The organism is Micromonospora sp. RTBAU3-60 (assembly GCF_054963695.1).
The window spans coordinates 1-24,405 of the sequence record NZ_JBUEGB010000061.1 but is presented as its reverse complement, the minus strand read 5'-3'; the positions used below and the strand labels follow the sequence as shown (position 1 = coordinate 24,405).

The 24,405-nt window shown below is 71.2% G+C and carries 18 protein-coding genes and 1 pseudogene; 14 read left to right on the top strand and 5 right to left on the bottom strand.

All coding sequences use genetic code 11. The features are described 5' to 3' along the window. Positions 1-27: 27 nt before the first annotated feature. From ACY34I_RS32580 to ACY34I_RS32570, 3 genes are all read left to right on the top strand, one after another. Entirely contained in the window at positions 28-1,998 is a 1,971-nt protein-coding gene (locus tag ACY34I_RS32580; RefSeq protein WP_462759020.1) for an AfsR/SARP family transcriptional regulator, read from the top strand. 94 nt (positions 1,999-2,092) lie between these two features. After that, the gene (locus tag ACY34I_RS32575; protein ID WP_462759019.1) at positions 2,093-2,563 is read left to right on the top strand and encodes an SRPBCC domain-containing protein; all 471 of its coding nucleotides are present in this window, start codon (positions 2,093-2,095) and stop codon (positions 2,561-2,563) included. Between the two features lie 166 nt (positions 2,564-2,729). Next, positions 2,730-5,933, top strand: coding sequence for a patatin-like protein (locus tag ACY34I_RS32570; protein WP_462759018.1), 3,204 nt, complete (start codon positions 2,730-2,732; stop codon positions 5,931-5,933). A gap of 1 nt (position 5,934) precedes the next feature. Here the strand turns inward: ACY34I_RS32570 and ACY34I_RS32565 are convergent, their stop codons facing one another. Next, complete coding sequence (locus ACY34I_RS32565) at positions 5,935-6,507, bottom strand: GNAT family N-acetyltransferase (RefSeq protein ID WP_462759017.1); 573 nt, start codon at positions 6,505-6,507, stop codon at positions 5,935-5,937. Positions 6,508-6,648: 141 nt separating this feature from the next. On the opposite strand from ACY34I_RS32565, the gene ACY34I_RS32560 reads away from it, so the two are divergent. Genes ACY34I_RS32560 through ACY34I_RS32550 form a run of 3 tightly spaced genes read left to right on the top strand, consistent with a single transcriptional unit; the run spans position 6,649 to position 9,016 of the window. Further along, positions 6,649-7,731: a sensor histidine kinase gene (locus ACY34I_RS32560; RefSeq protein ID WP_462759016.1), complete on the top strand. Its 1,083-nt coding sequence runs from the start codon at positions 6,649-6,651 to the stop codon at positions 7,729-7,731. Continuing rightward, positions 7,728-8,384 (top strand): response regulator transcription factor, encoded by a 657-nt coding sequence (locus tag ACY34I_RS32555; protein WP_462759015.1) that lies wholly within the window; start codon positions 7,728-7,730, stop codon positions 8,382-8,384. Before ACY34I_RS32560 ends, ACY34I_RS32555 begins: the two co-directional genes overlap by 4 nt. 56 nt (positions 8,385-8,440) lie before the next feature. Continuing rightward, positions 8,441-9,016, top strand: a complete 576-nt coding sequence (locus ACY34I_RS32550) for a hypothetical protein (protein WP_462759014.1) — start codon at positions 8,441-8,443, stop codon at positions 9,014-9,016. Positions 9,017-9,115: 99 nt separating this feature from the next. On the opposite strand, the gene ACY34I_RS32545 is transcribed toward ACY34I_RS32550, so the two are convergent. Both ACY34I_RS32545 and ACY34I_RS32540 read right to left on the bottom strand, forming a co-directional pair. After that, positions 9,116-10,285: a glycoside hydrolase family protein gene (locus ACY34I_RS32545; protein ID WP_462759013.1), complete on the bottom strand. Its 1,170-nt coding sequence runs from the start codon at positions 10,283-10,285 to the stop codon at positions 9,116-9,118. Positions 10,286-10,454: 169 nt separating this feature from the next. Continuing rightward, the gene (locus ACY34I_RS32540; protein WP_462759012.1) at positions 10,455-11,111 is read right to left on the bottom strand and encodes a methyltransferase domain-containing protein; all 657 of its coding nucleotides are present in this window, start codon (positions 11,109-11,111) and stop codon (positions 10,455-10,457) included. A gap of 195 nt (positions 11,112-11,306) precedes the next feature. Here ACY34I_RS32540 and msrB point away from each other — a divergent pair, with 195 nt between their 5' ends. Beyond that, on the top strand, positions 11,307-11,807 hold the full coding sequence (gene msrB, locus ACY34I_RS32535) for a peptide-methionine (R)-S-oxide reductase MsrB (protein WP_462759011.1): 501 nt from the start codon (positions 11,307-11,309) through the stop codon (positions 11,805-11,807). A gap of 117 nt (positions 11,808-11,924) precedes the next feature. Here the strand turns inward: msrB and ACY34I_RS32530 are convergent, their stop codons facing one another. Beyond that, positions 11,925-14,171: a penicillin acylase family protein gene (locus ACY34I_RS32530; protein WP_462759010.1), complete on the bottom strand. Its 2,247-nt coding sequence runs from the start codon at positions 14,169-14,171 to the stop codon at positions 11,925-11,927. Positions 14,172-14,715: 544 nt separating this feature from the next. Here ACY34I_RS32530 and ACY34I_RS32525 point away from each other — a divergent pair. From ACY34I_RS32525 to ACY34I_RS32510, 4 genes are all read left to right on the top strand, one after another. Then, positions 14,716-16,947, top strand: a complete 2,232-nt coding sequence (locus tag ACY34I_RS32525) for a hypothetical protein (RefSeq protein ID WP_462759009.1) — start codon at positions 14,716-14,718, stop codon at positions 16,945-16,947. 152 nt (positions 16,948-17,099) lie between these two features. Next, the gene (locus ACY34I_RS32520; RefSeq protein WP_462759008.1) at positions 17,100-17,945 is read left to right on the top strand and encodes a DedA family protein; all 846 of its coding nucleotides are present in this window, start codon (positions 17,100-17,102) and stop codon (positions 17,943-17,945) included. Between the two features lie 116 nt (positions 17,946-18,061). Continuing rightward, complete coding sequence (locus ACY34I_RS32515) at positions 18,062-19,162, top strand: sensor histidine kinase (protein ID WP_462759007.1); 1,101 nt, start codon at positions 18,062-18,064, stop codon at positions 19,160-19,162. After that, positions 19,153-19,797 (top strand): response regulator, encoded by a 645-nt coding sequence (locus ACY34I_RS32510; RefSeq protein WP_462759006.1) that lies wholly within the window; start codon positions 19,153-19,155, stop codon positions 19,795-19,797. The genes ACY34I_RS32515 and ACY34I_RS32510 overlap by 10 nt, the downstream gene beginning before the upstream one ends. A gap of 152 nt (positions 19,798-19,949) precedes the next feature. On the opposite strand, the gene pdxY is transcribed toward ACY34I_RS32510, so the two are convergent. Then, positions 19,950-20,801, bottom strand: coding sequence for a pyridoxal kinase PdxY (pdxY, locus tag ACY34I_RS32505; RefSeq protein WP_462759005.1), 852 nt, complete (start codon positions 20,799-20,801; stop codon positions 19,950-19,952). Positions 20,802-21,041: 240 nt separating this feature from the next. Between pdxY and ACY34I_RS32500 the strand changes: the two genes are divergently transcribed. From ACY34I_RS32500 to ACY34I_RS32490, 3 genes and pseudogenes are all read left to right on the top strand, one after another. Further along, on the top strand, positions 21,042-21,917 hold the full coding sequence (locus tag ACY34I_RS32500) for an oxidoreductase (protein WP_462759004.1): 876 nt from the start codon (positions 21,042-21,044) through the stop codon (positions 21,915-21,917). A gap of 168 nt (positions 21,918-22,085) precedes the next feature. Further along, a pseudogene (locus ACY34I_RS32495) lies at positions 22,086-23,136 on the top strand (glucose 1-dehydrogenase). 12 nt (positions 23,137-23,148) lie between these two features. After that, positions 23,149-24,405 (top strand): RNA-guided endonuclease InsQ/TnpB family protein (locus ACY34I_RS32490; protein ID WP_462759003.1); only part of this gene is annotated, 1,257 nt, incomplete at its 3' end.

Here is a 24,405-nt window from a genome sequence, read left to right as displayed (position 1 = left end):
TCAGGCGCGGGAGGGTGGGTCGACGAGGTGCAGGTCAGTTTCGGTGTGCTCGGGCCGGTGGTGGCCTGGGACGGGGCCGGCGCGCCGATCGACGTGAAAGGCCCGAAGCACCGGGCGGTGCTGGCGCGGCTGATCATCGCCCGCGGCCGGGTGGTCCCGGTCAGCCGGCTCGTCGATGACCTGTGGGAGGACCCGCCCTCGGGGGCGGTGAGCGCCGTCCGCACGTTCGTGGCGGCGTTGCGGCGCGCGTTGGAGCCGCAGCGCCCGCCGCGGGAGCCGGCCAGGCTGTTGGTGACCGAGGGGCCGGGGTACGTCCTTCGGGCGGCGCCCGAGGCTGTGGACGCCTGGCGGTTCGAGGACGAGGTGGTCGCCGCGTCCGGCGCACCGCCGCAGGAGGCGCTTGAGCGCCTCGACCGTGCCCTGGGGCGGTGGCGGGGTCCCGCGTACGCGGGCTTCGACGACGAGTCGTGGGCGCGCGCCGAGCGTTCCCGCCTCGAACAGCTACGGCTGAACGCGGTCGAGCGGCGGGCCGAGGCGCTCCTGGATCTCGGGCGAGCCGCCGAGGTCGTACCGGATCTTGACGCCCATGTGGCGGAGCATCCGTGGCGGGAGGAGGCGTGGCGGCTGCTGGCGCTGGCCCTGTATCGCGCGGGACGCCAGGGGGATGCGCTCGGGGTGCTGCGTCGAGCCCGCAACCTGCTGCTGGAGCAGCTCGGGGTCGATCCGGGCCCCCGGTTGCGGCGCCTGGAGGTCGACATCCTGCGCCAGTCCGAGCGGGTGGGCGATGCTCTCGGCCCGCAGGGCCCGGAGCGGGTGTGGGCGGACGCCGCGGCGGCGTACGACCGTACCGTTGCCGCCGGCTCGCGGGCTCGGCTCGAGTCGACGGTCGGCCTGCTGCGCAGCCTCGCGGTGGCCGGGCCGGGCGGGCTCGTGGCGGCGCGGGAACAACGGGTCGCGGCCATCGCCGCGGCCGAGCAGCTGGGCGATCCGGAACTGACCGCGCGGGTGATCGGAGGGTACGACGTACCCGCGATCTGGACCCGCTCGGATGATCCGGATCAGGCGGCGCGGATCGTGGCGGCGGCGGAGCGGGCCCTCGCTGCCCTGCGCCCCACCTCGTCCGAGGCCACCCGCGCCCGGCTGCTGGCCACCGTCGCGGTGGAGTCACGTGGTACGCGGGCGGCGCGCGGTCCCGAGGCGGCCCGGGAAGCGGAGCGGATCGCGCGCCGGCTGGGCGATCCCGCCCTGTTGGCCTTCGTCCTCAACGGCACGTTCATGCAGACCTTCCACCGGGCGGGCCTCGCCCCCGAGCGGGACCGGATCGGCGAGGAACTCGTCGCCCTCTCCGCCCGGCACGGCATGGCGACGTTCGAGATCCTCGGGCACCTCATCCGTCTCCAGGCGCGCAGCGCACTCGCCGACTTCGCCACGGCCGACCAGCACGCCGCCGCCGCGGACCGGCTCGCCGCGCGGCACGAGCGCCCCCTGGCGGGGGTGTTCACCAAGTGGTATCGCGCGCTGCGGCTGGCCGCGACCGGGGCGTCGTCGCCGGACGCGGAAGTCGCCTACCGGGAGGCGGCGGCTCAGCTTGCCGGCGCCGGCATGCCCGGCGTCGAGGAGGGCCTGCTCCCGCTGGCCCTGTTGTGCCTGCGGGTGTGGCGCGGTCTTCCGGTCGACTTCGCCGACGACACCGACTGGGGCCCGTACGCCCCATGGGCGCGCCCGCTGGTGCTGTTGGGCCGGGACCGCCCGGCCGACGCCGCGGCGGCGCTGCGGCAGACTCCGAACCCGCCACGCGATCTGCTGTTCGAGGCCCTGTGGTGCCTCACCGGCCAGGCCGCGATCGCCGTGACTGACCGGGCGATGATGCGCCGCGCCCGGACGGCACTCGCGCCGGCCGCGGCGGAGCTGGCCGGCGCTGGCAGCGGCATGCTCACTGTCGGCCCCGTCGCACACCACCTCCACCAGCTCGCTGCCGCCCTCGGCGCTGGCCGGTGAGCCGGCGGGCCAGCCCGCGATGACCACCGCACGGACCGGCGGACTGCCGTTCCGCTTGCCCAGCAACCGCAGCGACACGCACTACCCTGCCCCCATGAATTCGACGCGCGTCTCGCAGCATGTCAACGCTTCCCGTCCGGCCGTCTACCGCGCGCTGGTGGATGCCGACGCGATCGCCAGGTGGCGGGTTCCCGCAGGCATGAGCAGCCAGGTTCACCAGTTCGACGCCCGCGAAGGTGGCTCATTCCGCGTCTCGCTCACCTACGACACGATCGAAGGTGCCGGCAAGTCGACGTCGCACACCGACACCTACCACGGTCAATTTCTCAAGCTCGTGCCGAATGAGCAGGTGGTCGAAGTGTTCGAGTTCGAGACGGCGGACCCCGCATTCCGCGGCACCATGACGATGACCACCACGCTCACCGACGCGGACGGCGGGACCGACGTCCTTGTCGTGCACGAAGGCATTCCCGACGGGGTTCCCGCCGCGGACAACGAGACCGGTACGCGTATGGCACTGGCCAACCTGGCCCGGCTCGTCGAGGCGGACGAGTCGCCCCGCTAACCAACGGCTCTTGTGCTGCCCACACCACGGAGCCGGTAACCGGCGTGTCGGACCCCGATGGGATCTCCAGACGCACCGACATCGACATACTATTCCGGACATGACTGCTGGATTCAGGCAAACTTCCCTGCCCTCGCTCATCGCCGTGATCACCCTCCGGTAGTACGTGGCGGAGACAGTGGAGGATCACGAGCCGGATTGGCCGACCTCGCCTACCGAGGACGCCGACCGGCAGGACATCCGACTCGCCGCGGTGATGACCGGCGGAGTCAGCCTGGCGGTGTGGATCAGCGGCGTGACCCTTGAGCTCTTCCGCCTGGCCACGGCCCGCAGCGAGGCGGGATCGGCGTACTCCTCACTGCTGGACCTGCTGCGGGCCGACGTCCGCGTTGATGTGATCTCAGGGACGTCGGCGGGCGGTCTCAACGGCGCCTTCCTGGCGCTCGGCCTCGCCCGGGGCGGGGATCTGTCGGTCATGCGCGACCTGTGGCACGAGCACGGCAGCCTGGACCGGCTACTGCGCGATCCCTTGACCCGCAACCCGAAGTCCCTGCTGAAGGGCGACGACTACTTCCTGCCCAAGGTGAGGGAAGCGCTGGAAAAGGTGATCTCGGATGCCAGGCGCCCACCGAGCCGCCTGGACGACGACCGCCTGCCGATCGAGTTGGTGCTGACCGGGACACTCTGGCAGGGCAGGTCCACGACGTTCACCGACGATCTGGGCGTCGCCATCACCGAGACCGACCACGACGCCACCTTCCGCTTCGCCGACCTGCGGGCCGGCTACCACGATGGGAGACCCGTCAGCGGCGACCTCACCGCCGATGCCGTGCTCGAGGAGTTGGCCGCCGCAGCGCGATGCACCTCCGCCTTCCCCGGCGCCTTCGAGCCGCACTTCGTGTGGGTGAGCCCCGGAGACCCGGACGGCGACCTGCGGTGGGCGTCCACGGCGGGTCGAGCCAACTTTCGCGAATCACAGCACGTGGTGGACGGCGGAGTGCTCCTCAACAAGCCGATCAGGCCTGCTCTGGAGGCGGTGTACCGGCAGACCGCCGGCGCTCAGGTACGCCGCGTGCTCGCTTACGTCGCTCCGGATCCGGGCGAACAGATTCGCTCCTCCCCCACCGCCCACCTGGTGCCCGAACCAGACCCGGCCAACCGGCCCGGGTCGCCGCTACCCTCCGCCCGGGAGGTGCTGCTGGGCGTCCTCACCCGCCTGCGGGCCACCGACTCCGTTTCCCGAGAACTCACCGAGATCCGCAACCGCAACGCCAACGTGCGGGTGCGCCGCCGGGCACGTGACCGGTTCGCGATGGCGATGACCGACGTCGCCGACCAACTCTCCGAACGGGCGTGGCCGGCGTACCTGGAGGTGCGCGCCGAGAACGCCGCCCGAACCTTGGCCCCGCTGTTGGCGGCCGGGCAGCGCGGCCGACCCGCCGAGCAGTGGAGCATGCAGGAACTGCTCGCCGCGCTGCGGCGACAGCCGATGTCGTTCATCCCGGCGGGCCCCTTGCCGGAGGCGCTCGGACGCGTCGGTGCGAGCTGGGACTGGGGGCAGACCACCGTCCAACGGCTCGCCGACATGACCGTCGACCTGCTCAAACGAGCGGTCTGGCTGGCCCACCTCGGCACGCCCGAGCGGAGGGCCATCGTGTGCTGCCGGGAAACGGTGGCCGCCACGCTGAAGGAGATCCACGCCGACCGGGAGGATCTCAACCGCTACTGGTCCACGGCATCGACCGGACCGTCCCGCTACGGAATCGGCCCGATGCCCGCACGCCGGGGCTCGCTGAACCAGACCGCCGAGAACCTGCCCGAACTGGAGCGATGGCTCGCGGCCGCGTTGGTGGCTTGGGACTGCCCACCCGTCTCCGACGGGGGCGCCCGGGGGGCTCGTCTCTACCGGCAGGCCCTCGAACTGGCCCGGCGCCTGCGCGGGATCGCCCCCGCGTTGCGGGCGGTGAGCGAGGTCGGGAACGACGTGCTCGACCCGGATGGCGAGTGGACGCGGCGGCTCGCCGCACTCCACCGATTCCTCGTGCCACCGCAACCCGCCCAGGCCACGGGTCGGGCGACGCCCCCGACCGTGACGGCTGAGGCGGGCCCTGCCGTCAGCGGGGAAGGGATCGCCGACGAGACGGTGCTGCAGAACATGCTGCGCCTCGACGTCGTACAGCTGGCCTTCACCAGCGCCAGCCCCGAGCCGGAACAGGAAGTGGAACTGGCCAAACTCTCCTCCCTGCACCCCGACCGGTTGACCGGCATCCAGCTGCACCACTTCGGTGCCTTCTACCGCGGCTCCTGGCGCATGAACGACTGGCTGCACGGCCGCATGGACGCGGTCGAACAGCTCATCCGGATCCTGCTGGCCCCGGAGCGACTGCGGCAATGCCTGCTCACCCCCCGGTCGGCGGCTGCCGCCGGTCCCCGGCCGGCTCCCGCTCAGGCCGTGGCCCAGCTCATGGAGGCGGTCGAGCGATGCGCGGTTCCCGACCAGTCACCGGACCGAAGCTGGCTGGCGGAGCAGTGGGCGCAGGACCGTGCGGCATGTGAACGCGAGGTGGAACAGATCATCGTTGGCCCGGACGCACCAGCACTGCGCGCCTGCACCCGCGTCCTGGCCCGACCGATCCAGACCGCTGTGCTCAGAGAAGACCTCCCCAGCCTCGCCAACGCGGTACGCGCCGAAGGCAACGACCGCTCCCAGACGAGCAACAGCTGGTTGGAGTCCTTCGACGCCGCCGACCGCAACGCCGGTCAGAACCTGCCGGCACCAGACCTGTGGCGGCTGTGGGAGGAAGCCGCGAAGATCGGCAGGGAACGTATCGGAGGCGACGTCGGAAGCGACACGTTCGCGCGTACCCTGTCGCACACCGCCACCGTGCTGGCCAATGTCGCCGGGGACTCGGCGCGCATCAAGCCGGTGGCCATGGTCCTCTCCGCCTTCCGCGGCTACGCCCTCGCCGTCTGGGCGATGGTGGCCATGCTCACCCGCGGCAGCGCAGTGGGCACACATGCGGTGGAGATCGCCGTCGCGGCCGGCGGTGTCCTCCTCGCCGTCACACTGCTGGTGCCCGCGGTGCCGATCGCACTGACCCTCCTCGCTGTTCTCCTGCTCCTGGCCGGGTTCTCGTCTGCTGCCCTGCTGTCGCCCCGGACCAGACCGGTCGGTGTGCGCCTGGCCGCGGCAGCCCTCGTCGTCCTGCTGACGCTCGGCGGCATCCTGTGGTGGGACTGGTCCCGCAGCGGTTCGGCGGCGCTGGTCTGGAGCCTGTCGATCAAGCTCGGGGTTTCGGTGCTCATCGTCCTGCTCGGCTGGTGGGTCGCCCGTGCACAACCCCGCCAGACCGGCCGCGAACGCCGGTAGCTCAACCCCCTGCAGTCGCGGCCCGGGACCGCCACTCGTCGGCCAGGATGGCGAAGACGAGTTGGTCGGCCCACTCACCCCGGAACAGGTAGCTCTGCACATGGTGCGCCTCCTGGCGCATGCCGAGCCGGGCCATCAGGCGGGCTGAGGCGTCGTTCCGGCCGTGACACCGGGCGTAGATCCGGTGCAGCCCCAACTCGTCGAACCCCCAGTCGAGCAGCGCTGCGGCGGCTTCCGTAGCCAGCCCGCGACCGCCATGGTCCGGGTGGAAGACGTACCCGAGTTCGCCCGTGCGGTCGAGCTGGCTGCGCCAGACCAACTCCACCGTCCCGATCACCCCGGCATCGGTGGCCACGGCCAAGGTCAGGCAGTCGCCCTCCTTGCGCAGCGCGTCCTCGCCCGCCATGGCCACCACCGACGCCCGCGACTGCTCGCGGGTACGCGGTCCGGCGCCGAGCATCCAGCGGACGACGTCCGGTCGGCGCTGAAATGCGTACACATCGTCGAGGTCGTCCAACGTGACCGGGCGCAAGGTCAGCCGCGCGGTGCGAATCGGGTACGTCGGCTGGAACATCAGGTGATCCTAGGGAAGGCGGTGTCCGGATGGCCTCCCGATTACCCCCTAGCGGGCGGACCGGCGTTGGTGGGCCGTTGCCGGCGCTGGATACCGCGCTTGCGGTACGCGTTCACACCGCTGCCTTCGTACAGTGACCGGATGCGGCGGTGGGCGATCGACGCGGGCGTCGTGGCGGTGAGTGGTGCGCTCACCTGGCTGCGGCTCGCGTCGGCGGCGGTGGCGCCGGACGACCGCGGGCCGGACGGCGTGGCGTACGCGATCTGCGCCGCCATGGTGTTGGCGTTGTCGGTGCGGCGGCGGTGGCCAGCTGTCGTCCTGTCCGTGGTGGGCGGCCTGTTCCTGCTGTACCACGTCCTTCGCTATCCCGGTGGCACACCGGCCGTTCCGGTCTGGGTGGCGCTGTACTCGGTGGCCGTGGCGCCTCGCCGCCGCGTCGGTCTGGCGGTGGCGGCGCTGTTCATTGCGCTGGATGCGCAGGGGCGGACCGCGGTCGCGGGGGTGGGGTTCCTGGACGCGACGCTGGACAGTTCGACGGTGGTGTTCGTGGCGGCGCTGCTGTTGGGTGAGGGGGTTCGCGAGCGGCGGGCACGGCTGGCGTTGCTGGCCGCCGAACGGGACCGGGCGGCCGAGCGGCGGCTCGCCGACGAGCGGCTGCGGATCGCCCGTGAGCTGCATGACGTCACCGCGCACACGCTCGCGGTGGTCGGCGTGCAGGCCAGTGTGGCCCGCGACGTGCTCGACGACGACCCGGCGCAGGCCCGCGCGGCGCTGGACGCGGTACGTCGGGCGAGCCGGGAGGCGATGGTGGAGTTGCGGGCCGCGGTGGGCGTCCTGCGGGACGGCCTGCCGGTGCAGCCGCAGCCGCCGGCGCCCCGGCTTGACCGGCTGCCGCTGCTGGCGGCGCAGACGGGAGCGGTGCTGGTGTGCGACGGCGAGCCGCGGGCGCTGCCGCGAGCGGTCGAGGCGGCGGCCTACCGCATCGTGCAGGAGGCGGTAGCCAATGCGGTACGGCACGCCCGTGCCGGACGGATCGAGATCAGGTTAGGGTACCGGCCTGACGGCCTCTCGCTGACGGTGCGCGACGACGGGCGTGAGTCCGCCGGGCCACCGGGGAACGGGCTGCGCGGTATGACCGAACGGGCGGTCAGCCTCGGCGGTTGGCTGCGTGCGGGACCGGCCGACGGTGGTGGCTTCGAGGTGCAGGGGTGGTTCCCCGGATGACGGTGCGGGTGCTGCTCGCCGACGACGAGCGGTTGGTGCGCGCGGGCTTTCGGGTCCTGCTGGAACGGGCGCCGGACATCGAGGTGGTCGCCGAGGCGGCCGATGGTGACGAGGCCATCGCGCTGACCCGCGCGCACCGGCCGGACGTGGCACTGATGGACATCCGCATGCCGGGCACCGACGGGCTGACCGCGGCCCGGCGGATCCTGTCCGACGGCCGGCTGCCGGGCGTTCGGGTTGTCGTGCTGACCACGTTCGAGCTGGACGAGTACGTGTACGCGGCGTTGCAGGCGGGTGCGAGTGGTTTCCTGCTGAAGGACGTGGAGCCGGACGAGCTACGCCGTGCGGTACGCGTGGTGGCCGCCGGGGACGCGCTGCTGGCTCCGGCGGTGACCCGGCGGCTCATCGCGGCGTTCGCGAGCGGACCGGCGGTGCCGGGCACCGAGACCCTGACCGCGCGTGAGCGTGAGGTGGTCGCGTTGGTCGCCGCGGGCTTGTCCGACGTGGAGGTCGGCTTGCGGCTGACCATCAGCCCGGCCACCGCCAAGACGCATGCCAACCGGGCGATGGCGAAGCTCGGTGCGCGGGACCGGGCCCAGCTGGTCGTGTTCGCCTACCGCAGCGGGCTGGCCGGGATACCGCGACCGCGGTAGGCGGCCGTCAGCGTTCGGCGAATTCGGTGCCGGCCGCGCGTTCGTAGCGTCCGGGTATGTTTCTCATTCTCGGTTCCACACTGAATTTCCTGGCCAGCTTCTTCTGGGAGGCCGACCGGCAGGGCATTGCCGCCGGCACGCTCGTCGCGCTGTCGACCGCGTGCTGGTTGATCGGCCTGATCGGCCTGTACGAGCGGCTGCGGCCGGCCGCTCCGCGGTTCGTGGCGGTCGCGCTGCCGGTGGCGGTCGTCGGGGCCGTCGGCGGGGTGGCGTTCGGCGTGCAGAGCGTGCACGAGGGCCTGTTCGATGTCTCGCACGCAACAGCGGTCGAGTTGCTCAACGAGCGGTCGGCGTTCGCCGCCTACACGCTGTTCTGGGCCGCCGGGCCGCTGTTTCCGCTCAGTCTGTTCGCCCTGGGGCTCGTCCTGGCCAGGACGCGGACCAGCCCGGTCGCCGTCGGCCTGCTGATCAGTCTGGGCGCCGTCGCCTTCCCGCTGAGCCGGATCAGTCGGGAGGTGTGGATCGCGCACATCGCCGACGTGCTGCTGATGCTGCCGTTCGTGTTTCTCGGGGTGCGGGAGTTGATGCGGCCGCGACGCGGGACGGCGCAGCAGGTTTCGGGCAAGCGGTAACCGGGATCGGCTGCTCCCCCGCTGTGCCTCCGCGCGCCCGCCCGCCTGCTCAAGCGGCTTCTGCCGCTTGAGCAGGCGTCGATCGAAGCTCGTCCAGCGCTACCTCGCGCGAATGTCCCAGCGCACCAGGCTGTCACCCTCCGGCGGGTCGTTGGGCGTGACGATGCCCCGAACGTCGCCGAGGATCTGCCAGGAGGGCATGTCGTAGCCGCAGCTGAGCCCGTCGCGGCCGTGGATCAGCGGCGTCGGTGCGACCGACCAGGTCACCGCGTCGGTGCTACGCGCGATGCCCACCACCGTCTGAGTGTCCGTACGACCGCACGCTCCGCTGGCGCCCGAGAAGGCCTCGAAGACGATGTACCAGTAGCCGTCGGGACCGCGGGTCATGTCCGCCATACCTACCCCGAAGTTGGCCCAGTCCGGGGTCGGCGACAGGTTGATCTTTTGACGGACCCCGGTGTATTCACCGGCCAGTGCGTCGAGCCGGACCATTCCGCGCGTCTGCTTCAGGCGTCCGGTCGCGTCGTGGCCGTGGAAGGTCAGGAGGTAGCCGGTGCCGTCCTTTTCGATATCGGGCGTCCCGACCTCGTCGTCCCACGCACCGACCGCGCCGGGTCCAAGCAGAAGGGTGCTTTCCGACCAGTTACGCCCGTTGGTGCTGGTGACATAGCGAATGGAGTGCAGACTCCGACCCTGCCCTGGAGCGACGTAGTTCGGGTCGTGGTCGCGTTGCTCGAACACCATGACGAGGCGGGAGCCGTCGGCGATGACGTCGGGTGAATACACCCAGGTGCTCTTGACACTGTCGTCAAAGCTGCAACTCTGACCCTGCTGGACCGTCTGCAGGGCAGGCAGCGGACGTCCTCCGTCGACCGGTGTCCAGGTGGCTCCGCTGTCGTTCGAGGTCGCCATCGCCACGCCTTGCGGAATGGAGCAGGTGGCCCCCGTCGGGCTGATGAAGGTCCGGTAATACATGACGTACTGCCCGTTCCAGATGACCGAGGTGCTCTCGGCGTGACTGCCGATGACCTCAGGAAACGGGGATCTGCTCGGCTGCTTCAGCGCTGCCGTCCCATTGAACAGTTCAGCCGGCCCGGCCGTTGGCCCGTCGTTGTCTGTCAGATCCGGATCGGACGTGGCTCCGAATTGGGGCCAGGCTTTCGCGGAGTTTGTTTGGAACGGACTCGCACCGGCGGTTCGACCTATGATTACCACGGCAGAAACGACAATGAGCAGGACTGCGGCCAAACCTCGCATCTTCTTCGTCATGTCTCTCCACGCCGTTTCGGACCCAGAGGGTGCAGGGTTGACACAAAACCGTTGATCGGTTTCGCGCCGACCGCCGGCCTTTCCGGTGGCGTGCAGCCTAATAGGCGTCATCCAAAACTGCGAACGCACCATTTCCCGTGGACCGCGTCGCGGTGTGGTGCAGCGCCGCTCAGCGGCGACGGACCAGGACCACGTGGTCGACGAGGGTGCCGCTCTCGCCGTCCGGGCCGGTGCCCGTCCGGTACGCGGCCCCGAGCCGTTCGGTGTGCCAGCCGTCCGGTTCGAGGTCGAGCGCGGCGAGGATCTCCTCCGGGCTGGCGAAGCGGGCGTGCGGGTGGCTCTCGCGGGCCCACGGCGGCGCCGCGCCGTGCTCGACGACCAGGAGGCGGCCGCCGGGCGCGACCGCGCGCGCCGCCGCGCGCAGCACCGCCTCCCGGGGCAGCTCCAGCGGGGACTGGAGGAACTGGGCCGAGACCAGGTCGTACTGGCCGGCCGGGAAGGTGCGGGTCAGGTCGTGTCGGGCCACGGTGATCCGGGATGCCACGCCGGCCCGGGCCGCCTCGGTGGCGAGCCGGTCCAGCGCGGTGGTCGAGACGTCGACGGCGGTGACCTGCCAACCCTGGCCGGCCAGCCAGATCGCGTCGCCGCCCTCACCGCAGCCCAGGTCGAGCGCGGTGCCGGGCGGCAGCGGCTCGACCACCTCGGCCAGGACGGCGTTCGCCCGGCCGCTCCACACCCGGTCGCGCTGTTGGTACAGCTCGTCCCAGAACCGGGCGGTGGCCGCGTCCACCGCCGGGTCGACCGGGTATGCCACAGGTTCGCTCATCGTGCCCCCTCCTCGCCGCGCGGACGGCCGCCGTCCCGGCCCGCCGATAGTGCGCCGCCGGGAACGGGCCGGCAAGGATCCTTGCCGTTTTGGCAAATGCCGGGCTGGGTGGGGCCAGGCGCTGCCGGCGCGGCACGTCGTGGTTGGCCGACGGCAGGCGGGGTACGCAGGTGAGCCACGTCTCTGGGCGCCTGGTTGACCATCTTCCTGCCGAAGATCTCGCCGAGAGGAGCAACCGTGTCACGCGAATACCGCAAGAACCCCGAGGCAATTTCTCGCCTGTCGCCGGAGCAGTACCGAGTCACACAGGAAGCCGGGACGGAGCCAGCGTTCGACAACGCCTACTGGGACAACAAGGAGCCGGGCATCTACGTCGACGTTGTCTCCGGCGAGCCGCTCTTCGCCTCCGTCAACAAGTTCGACAGCGGTACCGGCTGGCCGAGCTTCACCAAGCCGATCGAACCGACGAATGTGCGGGAGATCCAAGAATCGACCCTGGGTATGGTCCGCACCGAGGTCCGGTCGGCGCACGGGGACAGCCACCTTGGCCATGTGTTCGACGATGGCCCCCCGGAAGCTGGCGGGCTGCGTTACTGCATGAACTCGGCGGCGCTTCGCTTCGTTCGGCGCGACGACCTCGAGCGCGAAGGCTATGGCGAGTACCGCAAGATCTTTGAGTCAGCTGCTCGACCCTGAGGGGCCGAACGAAAGAGACGCCGGCCGGGACCGTGTGGTCCCGGCCGGCGCGCTGCTCGTACCGGTCAGCTGATCAACTGCCAGGAAGGCTTGGGATCATCCGTACCCCACGGCTGATCACTTGCCCGGCTGGTAGCTCCGCTCGATGTGGCCCTTGAGCTCGTCCGGATAGAAATAGACGGGGCGGAGGTTGCCGCTGGCGTAGCGTTCGACCTGGTCGTTGAAGTGCGGCGAGTCGGGATGCCCGCTCGCGCCGCCGGCCGTCACCGCCCAGGCGCGTAGCCTCGGCCCGAACTCCACCACTGCCACGAAGCTGTTGCCGCTGGTGCCGTAGTAGCGCTTCGTTCCCGGGTAGCGCCTGGCACCGAACGAGGCGAGGGAGCCCCATTGCGCGGAGGTAAACGGCACCGGGCTGCTCGGCTTGGCGTCGTCGAAGGTCTGGACGATCGCGCCGTCGTTGCGCTGGAAGCGGTTGATCTCACCCCACGGCACCTGCCAGCTGCCGAAGTCCTGCGTGAGCCGCTCCGCCGCCGCGTCGAGCGCCGTGAGCCGCTGCGCGTCGGTGGCACGCTCGGCCAGGTAGTCCCACATCGACATGCCCGCGTCCCGCGCCGCCTGGGCCAAGGGCGCCCAGAGCGCCTCGCCCCAGAACACGGCCAGTGACGTCGCGGTCGATTGCGCGGCCCAGCGATAGTCCCAGCCGCGCAGCAGGCCGATCGGGCCGGCGAGCTTCGTCTTCTGCTGGTCACCCTCGGGCAGCTTGTCCCACGCCGCGACGAGTCCCGGCACGAGCCGGGCGAAGGCGGTGAGGTACGTGTCGAAGGCGGCTTCGATCAGCGTCTGCGGGGTGAAGTCGGTCCGCGCGGTCAACACCCGGATCGCCTGCGGTCCCCGCGGGTTCTCGCCGGCCTGGTCGAAGTAGCGCGGATAGTCGGCGGCCTTGGGGCTGTCCGCGCCGGCCGCGGTCCAGGGCCAGTTGTTCGTGTTGAACGCCCAGCCGTTCTCCGGATTCACCGCCTGCGGCAGGCTGTTGAGGCTGTGCAGCCCGCGCCAGTCGGTCGCCGGATCGCTGCCGTCGACGGGCTTGCGATAGTCGAAGCGGTCGTCTCGCACCGGCATGAACTGCGGCACCAGGAAGGCGATCTCGCCCTTCGAGTCCGCGAAGAGCGTGTTGTTCGAGCTGTTGGCCTTGAGGCCCGCCACCTGGATGAAGTCCGCGTAGTCCCGCGTCTTGGTGCGCAGGAAGCTCTGTTGCAGCGCCTCGACGGGCCGGTTCATCAGCGCGAACGCGATCCACTTGCCGTCCGCCTCGCGCACGATCGGGCCGTGGTGGGTGGCGAAGGTGGTGAAGCTGCGCCGCGCCAGCCCGCCGTCGGCGGTGCGGTAGGACAACGTGATCGTCTTCGTGGTCACCGGCCGCAGTTCGTTGCCGTAGCGGTAGGAGCGACTGCCATCCGCCCCGGTCACGATCGTCTCGGCGAACTCGTCGACGTTGTCGACGCCGCTCGACGTGTGCATCCAGCCCGTGTTGGCGTTGAAGCCCTGGTAGATGAAGAACTGCCCCCAGGTGGCGGCGCCGTAGGCGTTGAGCCCTTCGCCGCTGGTCACATGCTGCTCGGAGCGGAAGAAGAAACTGGTGTGCGGGTTGATCAGCAGCAGCGCGTGGCCGTCCCGGGTGTGGCCCGGCGCGATCGCCATGCCGTTCGAGCCGCTGGGCTCGCGGAACAGCAGCCCGCGCTCCTCATCGGTCATCTCCACCGCACGCCGGCTGTAGAAGGCTTCGAGCTGGGTGAGCGGCACCCGCTCGATGTCGCCGCCGATGCTGCCTTCGGAGAAGCTCAGCGGCATCCACGGCTCGAACCGGCTGATCACGCGCGGGTGCACCTCGGGGTGCGTCGCGAGGTAGTAGTTCAGCCCGTCGGCCCAGGCCCGCATCAGGTCGCGCAGCCAGGCCGGGCTCTTCGCGTAGTCCCGCTTGAGCGCTTCAGGGTCGACGTACAGTCGCTGGCGCAGGTCCTGCCAGATGGCGCTCTCGCCCTCGGCCTCGGCGAGGCGGCCGAGGCTGACCAGATAGTTGCGTTCGATCCGGTTGAAGTCGTCCTCGGCCTGGGCGTACATCATCCCGAACACGGCGTCGGCGTCGGTCCTGCCCACCACGTGCGGGACGCCCCAGTCATCGCGGGTGATCGTGACGTGCGCGGCTTGCCTACGCCAGCGGGCGAGGTCGGGCGGGGTTTGTGCGGGGGCGGCGGACGCGCCGCCGGAGGGCAGGCCCGCCGCGACGGTCGCGGCGCCGGCGGCCAGTCCGGCCGCTCCCCCCAGGACGCGACGTCGGCTCAGCCCTTCCTTCTGCGCGTGGTTCATGAGTTGGTCCACCTTTCTCCGAGATCAAGGGATCGTGCGGCGTCTAGGCGACCTGTGGTGGCGGCCCACGCGACCCCACCATCCGGCAGGAGGGCTGGAGGCTGCGGCGATCAGGTGGCGGCTCGGTGGCGGAGCGGCCACCGCCCGGCCAGGGAATGGCAACCATCGTCGACGCCTCCTGGGCCGCTTGGTGATCAAGCCTGGTCCAACCTGGGTACCACTGGCCCTGGCCGCCCGGCAATAGAGATCAACAGATATTCGCGGTGCGAGACATGCTCGTGACAATCGAGGCCCATCGCGAGATGGTGACCGTGCTGTCGGGGCACTCGCGGCGGCTGCCGGCGGCTTTCAGGAGCTGGACGCGGCCGTCTACGACCGTTTCGGGCCTGGGCGGGACCGGTCGTCCCACACTCGGGCCTGCCCGGGTGGGGTAGACCGACACGAGTGGCGGGGGCGGTCATCGACCGGGTTCACCCGGTTTGGGCCCCCCAAGGCGGGTCAGGGGCCGATGTCGGATGCGTCAGCGCGGTTGGGCGGGGCCGGGATGTCCGATGACGTGGTGGAGCTGCGGGTACACGGGGCCGCCAGCGCGAGTGCCGGCCAGGTGTTGGACCTGCCGCAGCTCGAGCAGGTCGCGGGCGACGGCAGTGGGGGCTTCTACCGACCCCGCCACCACTCGGGCACCAGCGCCGGCGCTCGGGTGACGCTGGAGGCGTACCGCTGGGGTGACCTGCCCTCCGGCACCATGATCCGAACCCTGTCGCTGGTGTTCCTCCTGCCGTTCATGCTGGTCAACGTGGCGATCTGGATGCGCCCGGCGAGCCCTGGCTCCGATGCGCTGGTCAGATCCCTGTGCCGCTTGCTGGCGCTCACTCTCACCGCGCTGTATGTGCTTGCCGTCGCCGGCGTCGCGCTGGACCTGATCGCGTGGAAGTGCGTGTCCTCGCGGCACTGCCTGGCCGGGCGCAGTTGGTTGTCCTGGTTGGGTGGGCAACCGGTCGGGCTGCGGCTGGCGGTGCTCGCGCTGGTTCCGGCCGCCGCCGTCGGCCTGGTCTGGCGGGCCAGTGCGCGCCCCGGGAGGGTGTTCGAGGCGTTTCGCGCCCCCGAGGCGCAGGTCTCCGGGCATCGGCTCGGCGCGGTCGGTCAATGGGACGCCGAGCCGCTGGTGGGTCGGCTGCGCTCCATCCACGTCGCGGCGGCGTTCGCGACACTGGACGTCACCCTGCTCGCCGCCCGGGTCGCAACCGGGGCCTCGGCCGGCACGATCGCGCTGGCGGTCGGCACCGGTGTTGTCCTGGCCGCCTGTGTGGTGCTGCTCTGCACGCCCCCGCTGATCGACCGGGCCGCCGCGGATCGGCGACTCGACCGGATCCCCCGCACGCTGCGGACGATCGCCGTCGTGCTGACCATCCTGGTGACGGCCCACGTCCTGACCAGCCCGGCGCCCTGGCGGGAGGGGGGCGGGCTACCCGGCTACGACTCGATCCTCACCTGGCTGTTCGTCACCCAGACGGCCCTGCTGGCCGCGCTGGGAGCGGTGCTGCTCTGGCGCCGGGGCCGCCAGCCGGACGCCACGCCGCTACTCGGGCTGGGCGCGCTGGCGATCGCGGCCGCATCGATCAGTCTGGCGGTGGCCCTCTCCGCCGAGCTGGTCTACCGGGTGGCGGACTTCCTGGACCGCGACACGCCGACCGCGGCGGGCCTGGCCGCCGGTCCGCCCCGGCCGTACACGTGGGCGATCTTCGGCTTCTTCCGGGCGGTGCTGTTCACGCTGGTGGTCGGCGGCCTGGTGATCCTGATCTCCCGACGCGGCCGGTTCCGCGCCGCGGCGGCAATTGTCGCGCGGGACTACCCGGACGCGCCGCCGGAAGCAGCGCCCCGACTGCGGCAGGTGCGGCAGGCGGTAGCCCAGGCGCGGTTCACCGAAAGACTGATCCCGCTGGCGGTGGTCTACGCCTGCCTCGCCGGTGCCGGCACGGCCACCACCGCCATCGGTCTGCTGGAGCTGCATCCGGGCAACGTCGTGGAGCGGTACGCGGGGGTGCCGGCCGACCTGATCACCTTCGCCATCGCGTTCGGTAGCTGGGTGATCGCAGCGATCATTCTCGGCCTGATCATCGGCGGGATCTTCGCCTACCGGACCGTCGAGTTCAGGCGTCACGTCGGCATCCTCTGGGACCTGGGCACGTTCTGGCCCCGAGCCGCCCACCCGTTCGCGCCGCCCTGCTACGCCGAACGTGCCGTACCGGAGCTGACCCGACGAATCACGTACCTGGTCGGACGCGGCAAAGCGGTGCTGATCACCGGACACAGCCACGGCTCCGTCCTGGCCGCCGCGACGGTGCTGCAGCTGCCGCCGCAGGTGAGCGGCCGAGTCGCCCTGCTCACCCACGCGTCACCACTGCGCCGGCTCTACGCCCGGCTCTTCCCCGCCTACGTCGACGACGAGGTGCTGCACGAGGTCGGCGCCCGGATCGACTGGCGGTGGGTGAACCTGTGGCGCGACACCGACCCCGTCGGCGGCTGGATCTTCTCCGCTCACCGGCCAGCCGCGCCCGTCACCGTCGACGGCCCGGCGGCAACGGTGGACCGCCGGCTGCGAGATCCCGCCGATGTGGTGGCGCCACCTGGCGACAGCGTCCCACCACCGATCCAGGGACACCGGCCCGGCGAGTCCGACCAGCCGTTCACCGAGGCGGCGTGCGAGTTGGTCGAGCGGCTCCGCGTGCCGTTGGACCCCGGGGCTCCCCCGGCCGACCCACCGGCGGGGCAGTGAATGCCTTGGCGTTCCCGATCAGGCCCGACTGCTGACACCGGCCTCCGCCGGCAGGGGTGCGGTTCTCCGCACCCTGCCAGCTGGGGTCGGCCCGCTGAGGTCGGCGGTCGACCTCATGGTTTCGGCCGCGGTGCCCGCATAGCGTCGTTGGCATGATCCATTCGTGGCATGTGTCGATGTACGCGGAAGTGCTGGCCGGGCCGGCTGAGTCGCCGGATGACGGTCTGGTCGGGTTCGTGACCGACCTGGTGGAGCGGCTCGGCGGCCCCGGCGCTGGCTTGGCGGTGGCGTTGGAGAACCTCTTCCCACCGATCCCCAGTGAGGTGATCCTGCCGCTGGCGGGGTTCACCGCCAGTCAGGGCAAGATGAACCTGTTCCACGCCATCGGCTGGACCACGCTCGGCTCGGTCATCGGCGCGTTGGCGCTCTACTACGTAGGCGTCGTGCTGGGGCGGGACCGAGTTCGGTCAATCGCGGCGAAGTTGCCGCTGGTGAAGCTCGACGACATCGACCGGACGGAGGCGTGGTTCGCCCGGCACGGCGCAAAGGCCGTGTTTTTCGGGCGGATGATTCCGATCTTCCGGAGCCTGATCTCCATCCCGGCTGGGATCGAGCGGATGCCGGTCGCAGGGTTCCTGCTCTACACCACGCTCGGCAGCCTGATCTGGAACACCGTGTTCGTCGTGGCCGGTTACCTGCTTGGCGAAAACTGGCACGCTGTCGAGCCCTATGCGGGCACGTTGCAAAACCTCGTCATCGCCGCCTGCGCTCTCGCGGTCGCCTATTTCGCCATTTCCCGGCTGATGAGGATCCGCCGGAGCCGGTTGGCCGGGGACGGCGCGCGAACGGTCGGCACGCTCGAATCAGGTGCGCCGAAGCCACCTGCCGAGACGCTTTCCGATCTCGGCGCCCACCGGTCGACGCGAGCCGGACGCGGCACGCTGTACGGCACGCCACGCCGTGGGCAGGACGACGATGACCTCTGGCGCCGCGGATAGATTGGCCGCTCCAGCGCAGCAACCTTGACGGGACGGGCGACGTGGCAGTACGGGAGGCAGCACGCCGACGGCCGTGGGCGGCCACCGTGATCGGGTGGAGTCGGCCACTGACCGCCGTGGCAGTCGGTGTGCTGACCTCGGCGGCGGAGGTGCTGTTCCTGCTGCTGGCCGCGGTGGTCACGGCCGCCGCTGGGGTCGCGCCGCCGGTTGGTCGCCGCGCGAGAACGGCCACCATCGGATACGCGCGGCGGATCGCCGAGTGGGAACGGCGTCGTCTTGCGCGTGTCGCCGGCCAGCCGGACCCACCGCCGATGCGGGTCAGCGGACCACGCGTGCTCGCCTACCTCGCGGCGCGGCTCCTACCCGGATTGCTCGGTGCGCTGACGCTCGGCCTGCTCGCCGTCGGCACCGTGCTCGCCGCGATCGTGCTGCGTTCCGTGGTGATCGGCACGATGACGGTGCCCCAACTCCTGGTGCAGGTGCTCATCGGATCCGCCCTGCTGGTGGTGAACCTGCAGGCGATCGCCAGCGTCGGGGCCCTGGACCGGCGGTTGGCTCGCACCCTGCTGGAGACCAGCAGCCGGGAGATGTTGCAGCGGCGGATCGACGAGCTGACCGCGAGCCGCGCCGGGGTGATCGCCGCCGTGGACGCCGAGCGACAGCGCATCGAACGCGACCTGCATGACGGGCTCCAGCAGCGCCTGGTTGCGCTCGGCATGCTGCTCGGCCGCGCCCGCCGCAGCCGCGACCCCGGCACCGCACGTGACCTCGTTGTACAGGCGCACGGCGATATCCAGCGTGCCATCGACGACCTGCGGGAGGTGGCGTGGCGGGTATACCCGTCGGCGCTCGATCACAGCAGCCTTGACGAGGTGCTGGCCCTGGTAGCGCAACGCTCGGCGATACCCGTCCAAGTCAGCTACACCGTGCCGGTCCGGCCGCCGCGGCCCATCGAGACCGTGCTGTACTACGTCGCCTGCGAAGCGATCACCAACGCCGCCAAACACGCTCGCGCTACCGTGATCAGCATCAAGATCAGCCCGCGGGCGAAAGGGGTGGAGATGCTGGTGCACGACGACGGTGTCGGCGGTGCCGACCCGCACGGCAGCGGCCTGCAGGGCCTCGCCCGTCGGGTCAGCGCCCTCGACGGGCGGCTTGAGGTGCACAGCCCACCTGGCGGCCCCACCACCATCAGGGCAGCACTGCCGTGCGCATAGTCCTCGCCGAAGACTCCACTCTCCTGCGGGACGGGCTGACCCGCCTGCTCGCCGATGAGGGCCACCACGTGGTTGCCGCCGCCGCGGACGCGGAGCAACTCGTCGCCGCCGTCGAACAGCACCACCCGGACGCCGTCGTCACCGATGTGCGCATGCCCCCGACCAATACCGACGACGGGCTTCGGGCAGCGGTCGAGATCCGTCGCCGCTGGCCCGGAATCGCGGTGCTGGTCCTCTCCCAGTACGTCGAGAAGCGCTACGCCGCCCAACTGCTCGCGGACCGCTCCGAAGGCGTGGGCTACCTCCTCAAGGACCGCGTCGCCCAGGTCGACGACTTCCTCGACGCGCTCGACCGCGTCGCCGCCGGCGCCACCGCGCTCGATCCCGAGGTCGTCCGACAACTCATGTCCGCCACCAGCCACGCCGACCCGCTCAGCCGTCTCACGCCTCGGGAGCGGGACGTGCTGCACCACATGGCACAGGGACACACCAATGTCTCAATCGCCGAGCGGCTGCACATCTCGCAGAGCGCGGTGGAGAAACACGTCAACAGCATCTTCGACAAGCTCGATCTGTCCGGAGCCGCCGGCTACAGCCGCCGCGTTCTGGCGATCCTGAGCTACCTCGGCTCCTGACGAACGACCGGCATGCCGGAACTGTCCGCTACGTGCTGCCGTAGCTGGTGGGACCCCGGGCCAGTCCCCTACCGGACCCGGCCACCGGGCGATCGGGGGAGATCATGCTCCGGCAGTGGCCGCGTCCGTGACGGGCCCGAACGGGAGTCGCGTCAGCGCAGCCGCCGGGCGGCGAAGCTGGCCGGCGGGTCGGCGATCGCCTCCTGGGCCGCGATCAGCTGGATCTCCCGGGTGCCCGCCGCGAGGGTCGCCTCGAGTACGGCGAAGACGGCCGCGATGGTGCGTTCCAGTGCCGCCGCGGGCGAGCCGGTCGTCCACAGGTGCGCGAGGTACAGCGCGGCCGTGACGTCGCCGCCGCCGTTCGGGCTGATCGGTAGCAGCGGGGTGGTCACCGCCCAGGCGCCCTCGTCCGAGACGGCCACCACTTCCAGCGACCCCGCCGGGAGGTCGCCGTGGAGCACGCTGGTGACCAGGACGTGCCGCGGCCCTGTCGCGCGCACCACGTCGACCGCTTCCAGCAACTCGGGCAGGGAGTTCGTCGTACGGCCGGCGAGGAAGTCCAGCTCGAACTGATTCGGGGTGATGATGTCCGCGCGCGGGACGACGACGTCCCGCATGTACTCGGGGATGCCCGGCCGGACGAACATCCCGCGGCCGGCGTCGCCCATCACCGGGTCGCAGCAGTACACCGCGTCAGGGTTGGCCGCCTTGACCTTGTCCACCGCGTCGAGGATCACCGCACCCATCGCCGGGTCACCCTGGTAGCCCGACAGCACCGCGTCGGCGTCGCCGAGGACTCCACGGTCCGCGATGCCCGCGATCACCTCGGCCACGTCGGCCGGCGCCAGCAGCGGCCCGCGCCACGCGCCGTACCCGGTGTGGTTGGAGAAGTGGACCGTCACCACGGGCCAGACCTCGTGCCCGAGGCGCTGAAGGGGGAAAGCGGCCGCCGAGTTGCCGACGTGGCCGTAGGCGACCGAAGACTGGATGGACAGGATCTTCACCGGCTCATCATGACGGTTGCCGCCGGCGCCGCATCCGCTGCCCGCCGCTTCTGTCGGGTGACCCACTCCGGGACCTGGTCCGCCTGGCGGAACCACGGCTACCGGACGGGCCGCCCCACGGCTGGCGAGCCCGGCGACACCATGCTCCCTGACCATAAACAACGTAACAGGGATCTTGGCGGGGCACCATCGGGCACCCGACCGAATGCGCAGCTCAGCGGCCATGGCTATGGTCGCCCGATGCCTCCTCATGAGATCACCGCGGCTTCGGCGGGTACGTGGACGCTCGGCGACCTGACCGTCAACCGGATCGGATTCGGCGCGATGCGGCTGACGGGCAGCACCCCCTTCGGCCTCGGCACGCCAAGCAACCGCGACCGGATCATCGGTGTGCTGCGCCGCGCGGTCGAGTTGGGTGTGAACCACATCGACACCGCGGCGTTCTACTTCTCCCCGCTGCGCTCGGCCAACGAGCTGATCAACCGAGCGCTCGCCCCGTACCCCGACGATCTGGTGATCACCACGAAGGTCGGCCCCGGTCGGGATCCGTCCGGCGAGTGGCTGCCGCTGGCCCGGCCGGATCAGCTACGTGGGCAGGTCGAGGAGAACCTGCGCCAGCTCGGCCGCGACCACCTGGACGTGGTGAACCTGCGCCAGCACGGCCTCGAGTCGATCGCCGAACACTTCGGTGCGCTTGCCGAACTGCGCGACGCGGGCCTGATCCGGCACCTGGGCATCTCCAATGTCCGCCCGCAACATCTCGCCCAGGCCCAGGCGATCGCCCCCGTCGTGTGCGTGCAGAACGCGTACGGCATCGACAAACGTATCAGCGAAAAAACCCTCCGCACGTGTGGCGAGCAGGGCATCGCATTCGTGCCCTTCTTCGCGATCGCCGGTGACGGACGGGAGGCCGGCGGTGTCGCCGACGACGACCGGGTCCGCGCCGTCGCACGTGCGCACGGCGCCACGCCCGCGCAGGTCCGCATCGCCTGGACGCTGAGCCGAGGGCCGCACGTGTTGGCCATCCCGGGTACGGGCAACCCGGATCACCTGGTCGAGAATGTGGCCGCCGGGGCGCTCCGCCTGTCCGCCGACGAGCTGGCCAGCCTCGAGTAGCGCCGCACCGGGCACCGCTCGGCGGTTGCCCTGTGCAAGGAATCTCGGAGTCGCGCCGATTACCTCAGGTTCGGTCGGGGTAGCGACCCTGACGGCGCCCGATCGTGCGGAGGCGGTTCCCCCGGAGACCGCGTCCCCGGAAACCGTCCACGCCTGAAGGGAGACGCCGTGCGCGCCCTGACTGTCACCCCGCAGCACGCCGGCACCGCCGCCCTGACCGACCTGCCCGAGCCCACCCCCGGCCGACGGGGAACTGCTGGTCGAGGGGATCGCCCTGGGCATCTGCGGCACCGACCGGGAGATCATCGAGGGGCGGTACGGCTGGGCCCCGCCCGGCCGGGACCGGCTCGTGCTCGGCCACGAGTCGCTCGGCCGGGTTCTCCGCGCCCCGGCCGGCGCCGACCTCGCCGAGGGCGACCTCGTGGTCGGCGTGGTCCGCCGCCCCGACCCGGTGCCGTGCGGCGCGTGCGCCCGCGGCGAGTTCGACACGTGCCGCAACGGCCGCTACACCGAGCGGGGCATCAAGGAACGCGACGGCTACGGCAGCGAACTGTGGACCGTCGAGACCGACTACGCGGTCAAGCTCGACCCGCGGCTGGAGCGGGTCGGCATGCTGCTGGAACCCACCAGCGTGGTGGCCAAGGCGTGGGAGCAGGTCGACCGGGTCGGCGCCCGCTCCTGGTACGCGCCCCAGACGGCCCTGGTGACCGGCGCCGGACCGATCGGGCTGCTCGCCGCACTGCTCGGCGTGCAACGCGGCTTGGACGTGCACGTGCTCGACCTGGTCAGCGACGGCCCGAAACCGGCCGCGGTGGCGGCGCTCGGCGCCACCTACCACAGCCAGCCCCTGGCGGACCTCACGGAGAAGCTCCGCCCGGACGTGGTCATCGAGGCCACCGGCGTCGGCCGGGTGGTCGTCGACGCGATGAACGGCACCGCCGCGTACGGGATCGTCTGCCTCACCGGGGTGTCCTCCGGTGGCCGGACCATCCCCGTGGACGCCGGGGCGACCAACCGGGACCTCGTGCTGGAGAACGACGTGGTGGTCGGCTCGGTCAACGCGAACCTGCGGCACTACGCGGCGGCGGCCGACGCGCTGGCCGCCGCCGACCCGGACTGGCTGGAGCGCCTGGTCACCCGGCGGATGCCGCTGAGCCGGTTCGCCGAGGCGCTCACCCCCCGACCCGACGAAATCAAGACCGTGCTCACCCTCGACTAGTGCGTGTTTCAGATGTGTCGTAGGTGGCAGGCATGCTGTGGGGCTGTGGGGAGGTTTACCGCGTTTCGGTTCACGGTCGATCCGTCGCCGTCGCAGGTGGTGGTGTTGGCCCGTCATGCGGGGGCGTCCCGGTTCGCGTTCAACCAGTGCTTGGCTTTGGTGAAGGAAGCCCTGGATGCGAAGCGTCGGGGCGGGTCGGTGGTGGTGCCGTGGTCGGGTTTCGACCTGATCAACGCGTTCAACTCGTGGAAGTGCTCGGCGCGGGCGGGTCGCCGCTTCGTGGTCGATGCGGCCGGTTCGGCCGAGATCGTGGCGGCGGGGTTGTCGTGGCGGGCGCAGGTGTGTCAGCAGGTGTGTGAGGAAGCCGCCGTCGACCTGGGCCGCGCCCTTGCTGCCTGGACTGATTCCCGACAGGGGAAACGGCCGGGCCGCCGGGTGGGGTTCCCGACATTCAAACGCAAGACCCGCACCCGACCGTCGTTCCGGATCCGCTGCAAGACCACCAAGGCGGGTCGGGCGAGTATCCGGGTGGGGGATCCGACGGCGGGACCTCGCAGTGTCTGTCTGCCGAGGATCGGGATCCTGAGGGTGCGGGAGGACACCCGCCGGCTCCGGCGGATGATCCGCACCGGCCGAGCCCACATCCGGTATGCCACCGTCTCCTGCCGGGCCAGCCGATGGACCATCGCCGTGACAGTGGAGGCGGCGGACCTGCATCCGGCCCGCCAGCACCCGCCCCGCCCCGACGCCGACGCCGACGGCGGTGGTTGGGTGGGCGTCGACCGCGGCCTCGCCGCCCTCGTCGTGGCCGCCGACACGACCGGCCGGCAGGTACTGCGCGTCGATGATGCGCCGCGCCCGCTGCGGGCCGCCCTGCCGAGGCTGCGGCGTCTCTCCCGCCAGGCCAGCCGTAAACAGCGAGGCTCGCGCAACCGGGGCGAGGCTGTCGCCAGGCTGGCTCGTGCCCACCATCGTGTCGCGAACGTGCGTCGCTACTTTCTGCACAAGGTCGCCAACCGGCTGGTCAAGACCCACGACCGGCTGGCTCTGGAAGACCTGCACACCGCCGGTCTGCTGCGCAACCGGCGTCTGGCCGCCGCCATCTCCGATGCGGGTTGGGCTGACCTGGCCCGCATCATCGGCTACAAACAACGCTGGCGGGGCGGGCAGGCCACCATGGCACCCCGCTGGTACCCGTCCACCAGAATGTGCAGCGCCTGCCGCACCATCGGCCCCGCCCTACCCCTGGCCATACGCACCTTCCGCTGC

What these genes read in the sequence shown, in the direction of transcription:
- ACY34I_RS32575 (WP_462759019.1), top strand. Translation starts at nt 2,093, where the DNA reads ATGAATTCGACGCGCGTCTCGCAGCATGTCAACGCTTCCCGTCCGGCC.
- ACY34I_RS32565 (WP_462759017.1), bottom strand. Translation starts at nt 6,507, where the DNA reads ATGTTCCAGCCGACGTACCCGATTCGCACCGCGCGGCTGACCTTGCGC.
- ACY34I_RS32560 (WP_462759016.1), top strand. Translation starts at nt 6,649, where the DNA reads ATGCGGCGGTGGGCGATCGACGCGGGCGTCGTGGCGGTGAGTGGTGCG.
- ACY34I_RS32555 (WP_462759015.1), top strand. Translation starts at nt 7,728, where the DNA reads ATGACGGTGCGGGTGCTGCTCGCCGACGACGAGCGGTTGGTGCGCGCG.
- ACY34I_RS32550 (WP_462759014.1), top strand. Translation starts at nt 8,441, where the DNA reads ATGTTTCTCATTCTCGGTTCCACACTGAATTTCCTGGCCAGCTTCTTC.
- ACY34I_RS32545 (WP_462759013.1), bottom strand. Translation starts at nt 10,285, where the DNA reads ATGACGAAGAAGATGCGAGGTTTGGCCGCAGTCCTGCTCATTGTCGTT.
- ACY34I_RS32540 (WP_462759012.1), bottom strand. Translation starts at nt 11,111, where the DNA reads ATGAGCGAACCTGTGGCATACCCGGTCGACCCGGCGGTGGACGCGGCC.
- ACY34I_RS32530 (WP_462759010.1), bottom strand. Translation starts at nt 14,171, where the DNA reads ATGAACCACGCGCAGAAGGAAGGGCTGAGCCGACGTCGCGTCCTGGGG.
- ACY34I_RS32525 (WP_462759009.1), top strand. Translation starts at nt 14,716, where the DNA reads ATGTCCGATGACGTGGTGGAGCTGCGGGTACACGGGGCCGCCAGCGCG.
- ACY34I_RS32520 (WP_462759008.1), top strand. Translation starts at nt 17,100, where the DNA reads ATGATCCATTCGTGGCATGTGTCGATGTACGCGGAAGTGCTGGCCGGG.
- ACY34I_RS32500 (WP_462759004.1), top strand. Translation starts at nt 21,042, where the DNA reads ATGCCTCCTCATGAGATCACCGCGGCTTCGGCGGGTACGTGGACGCTC.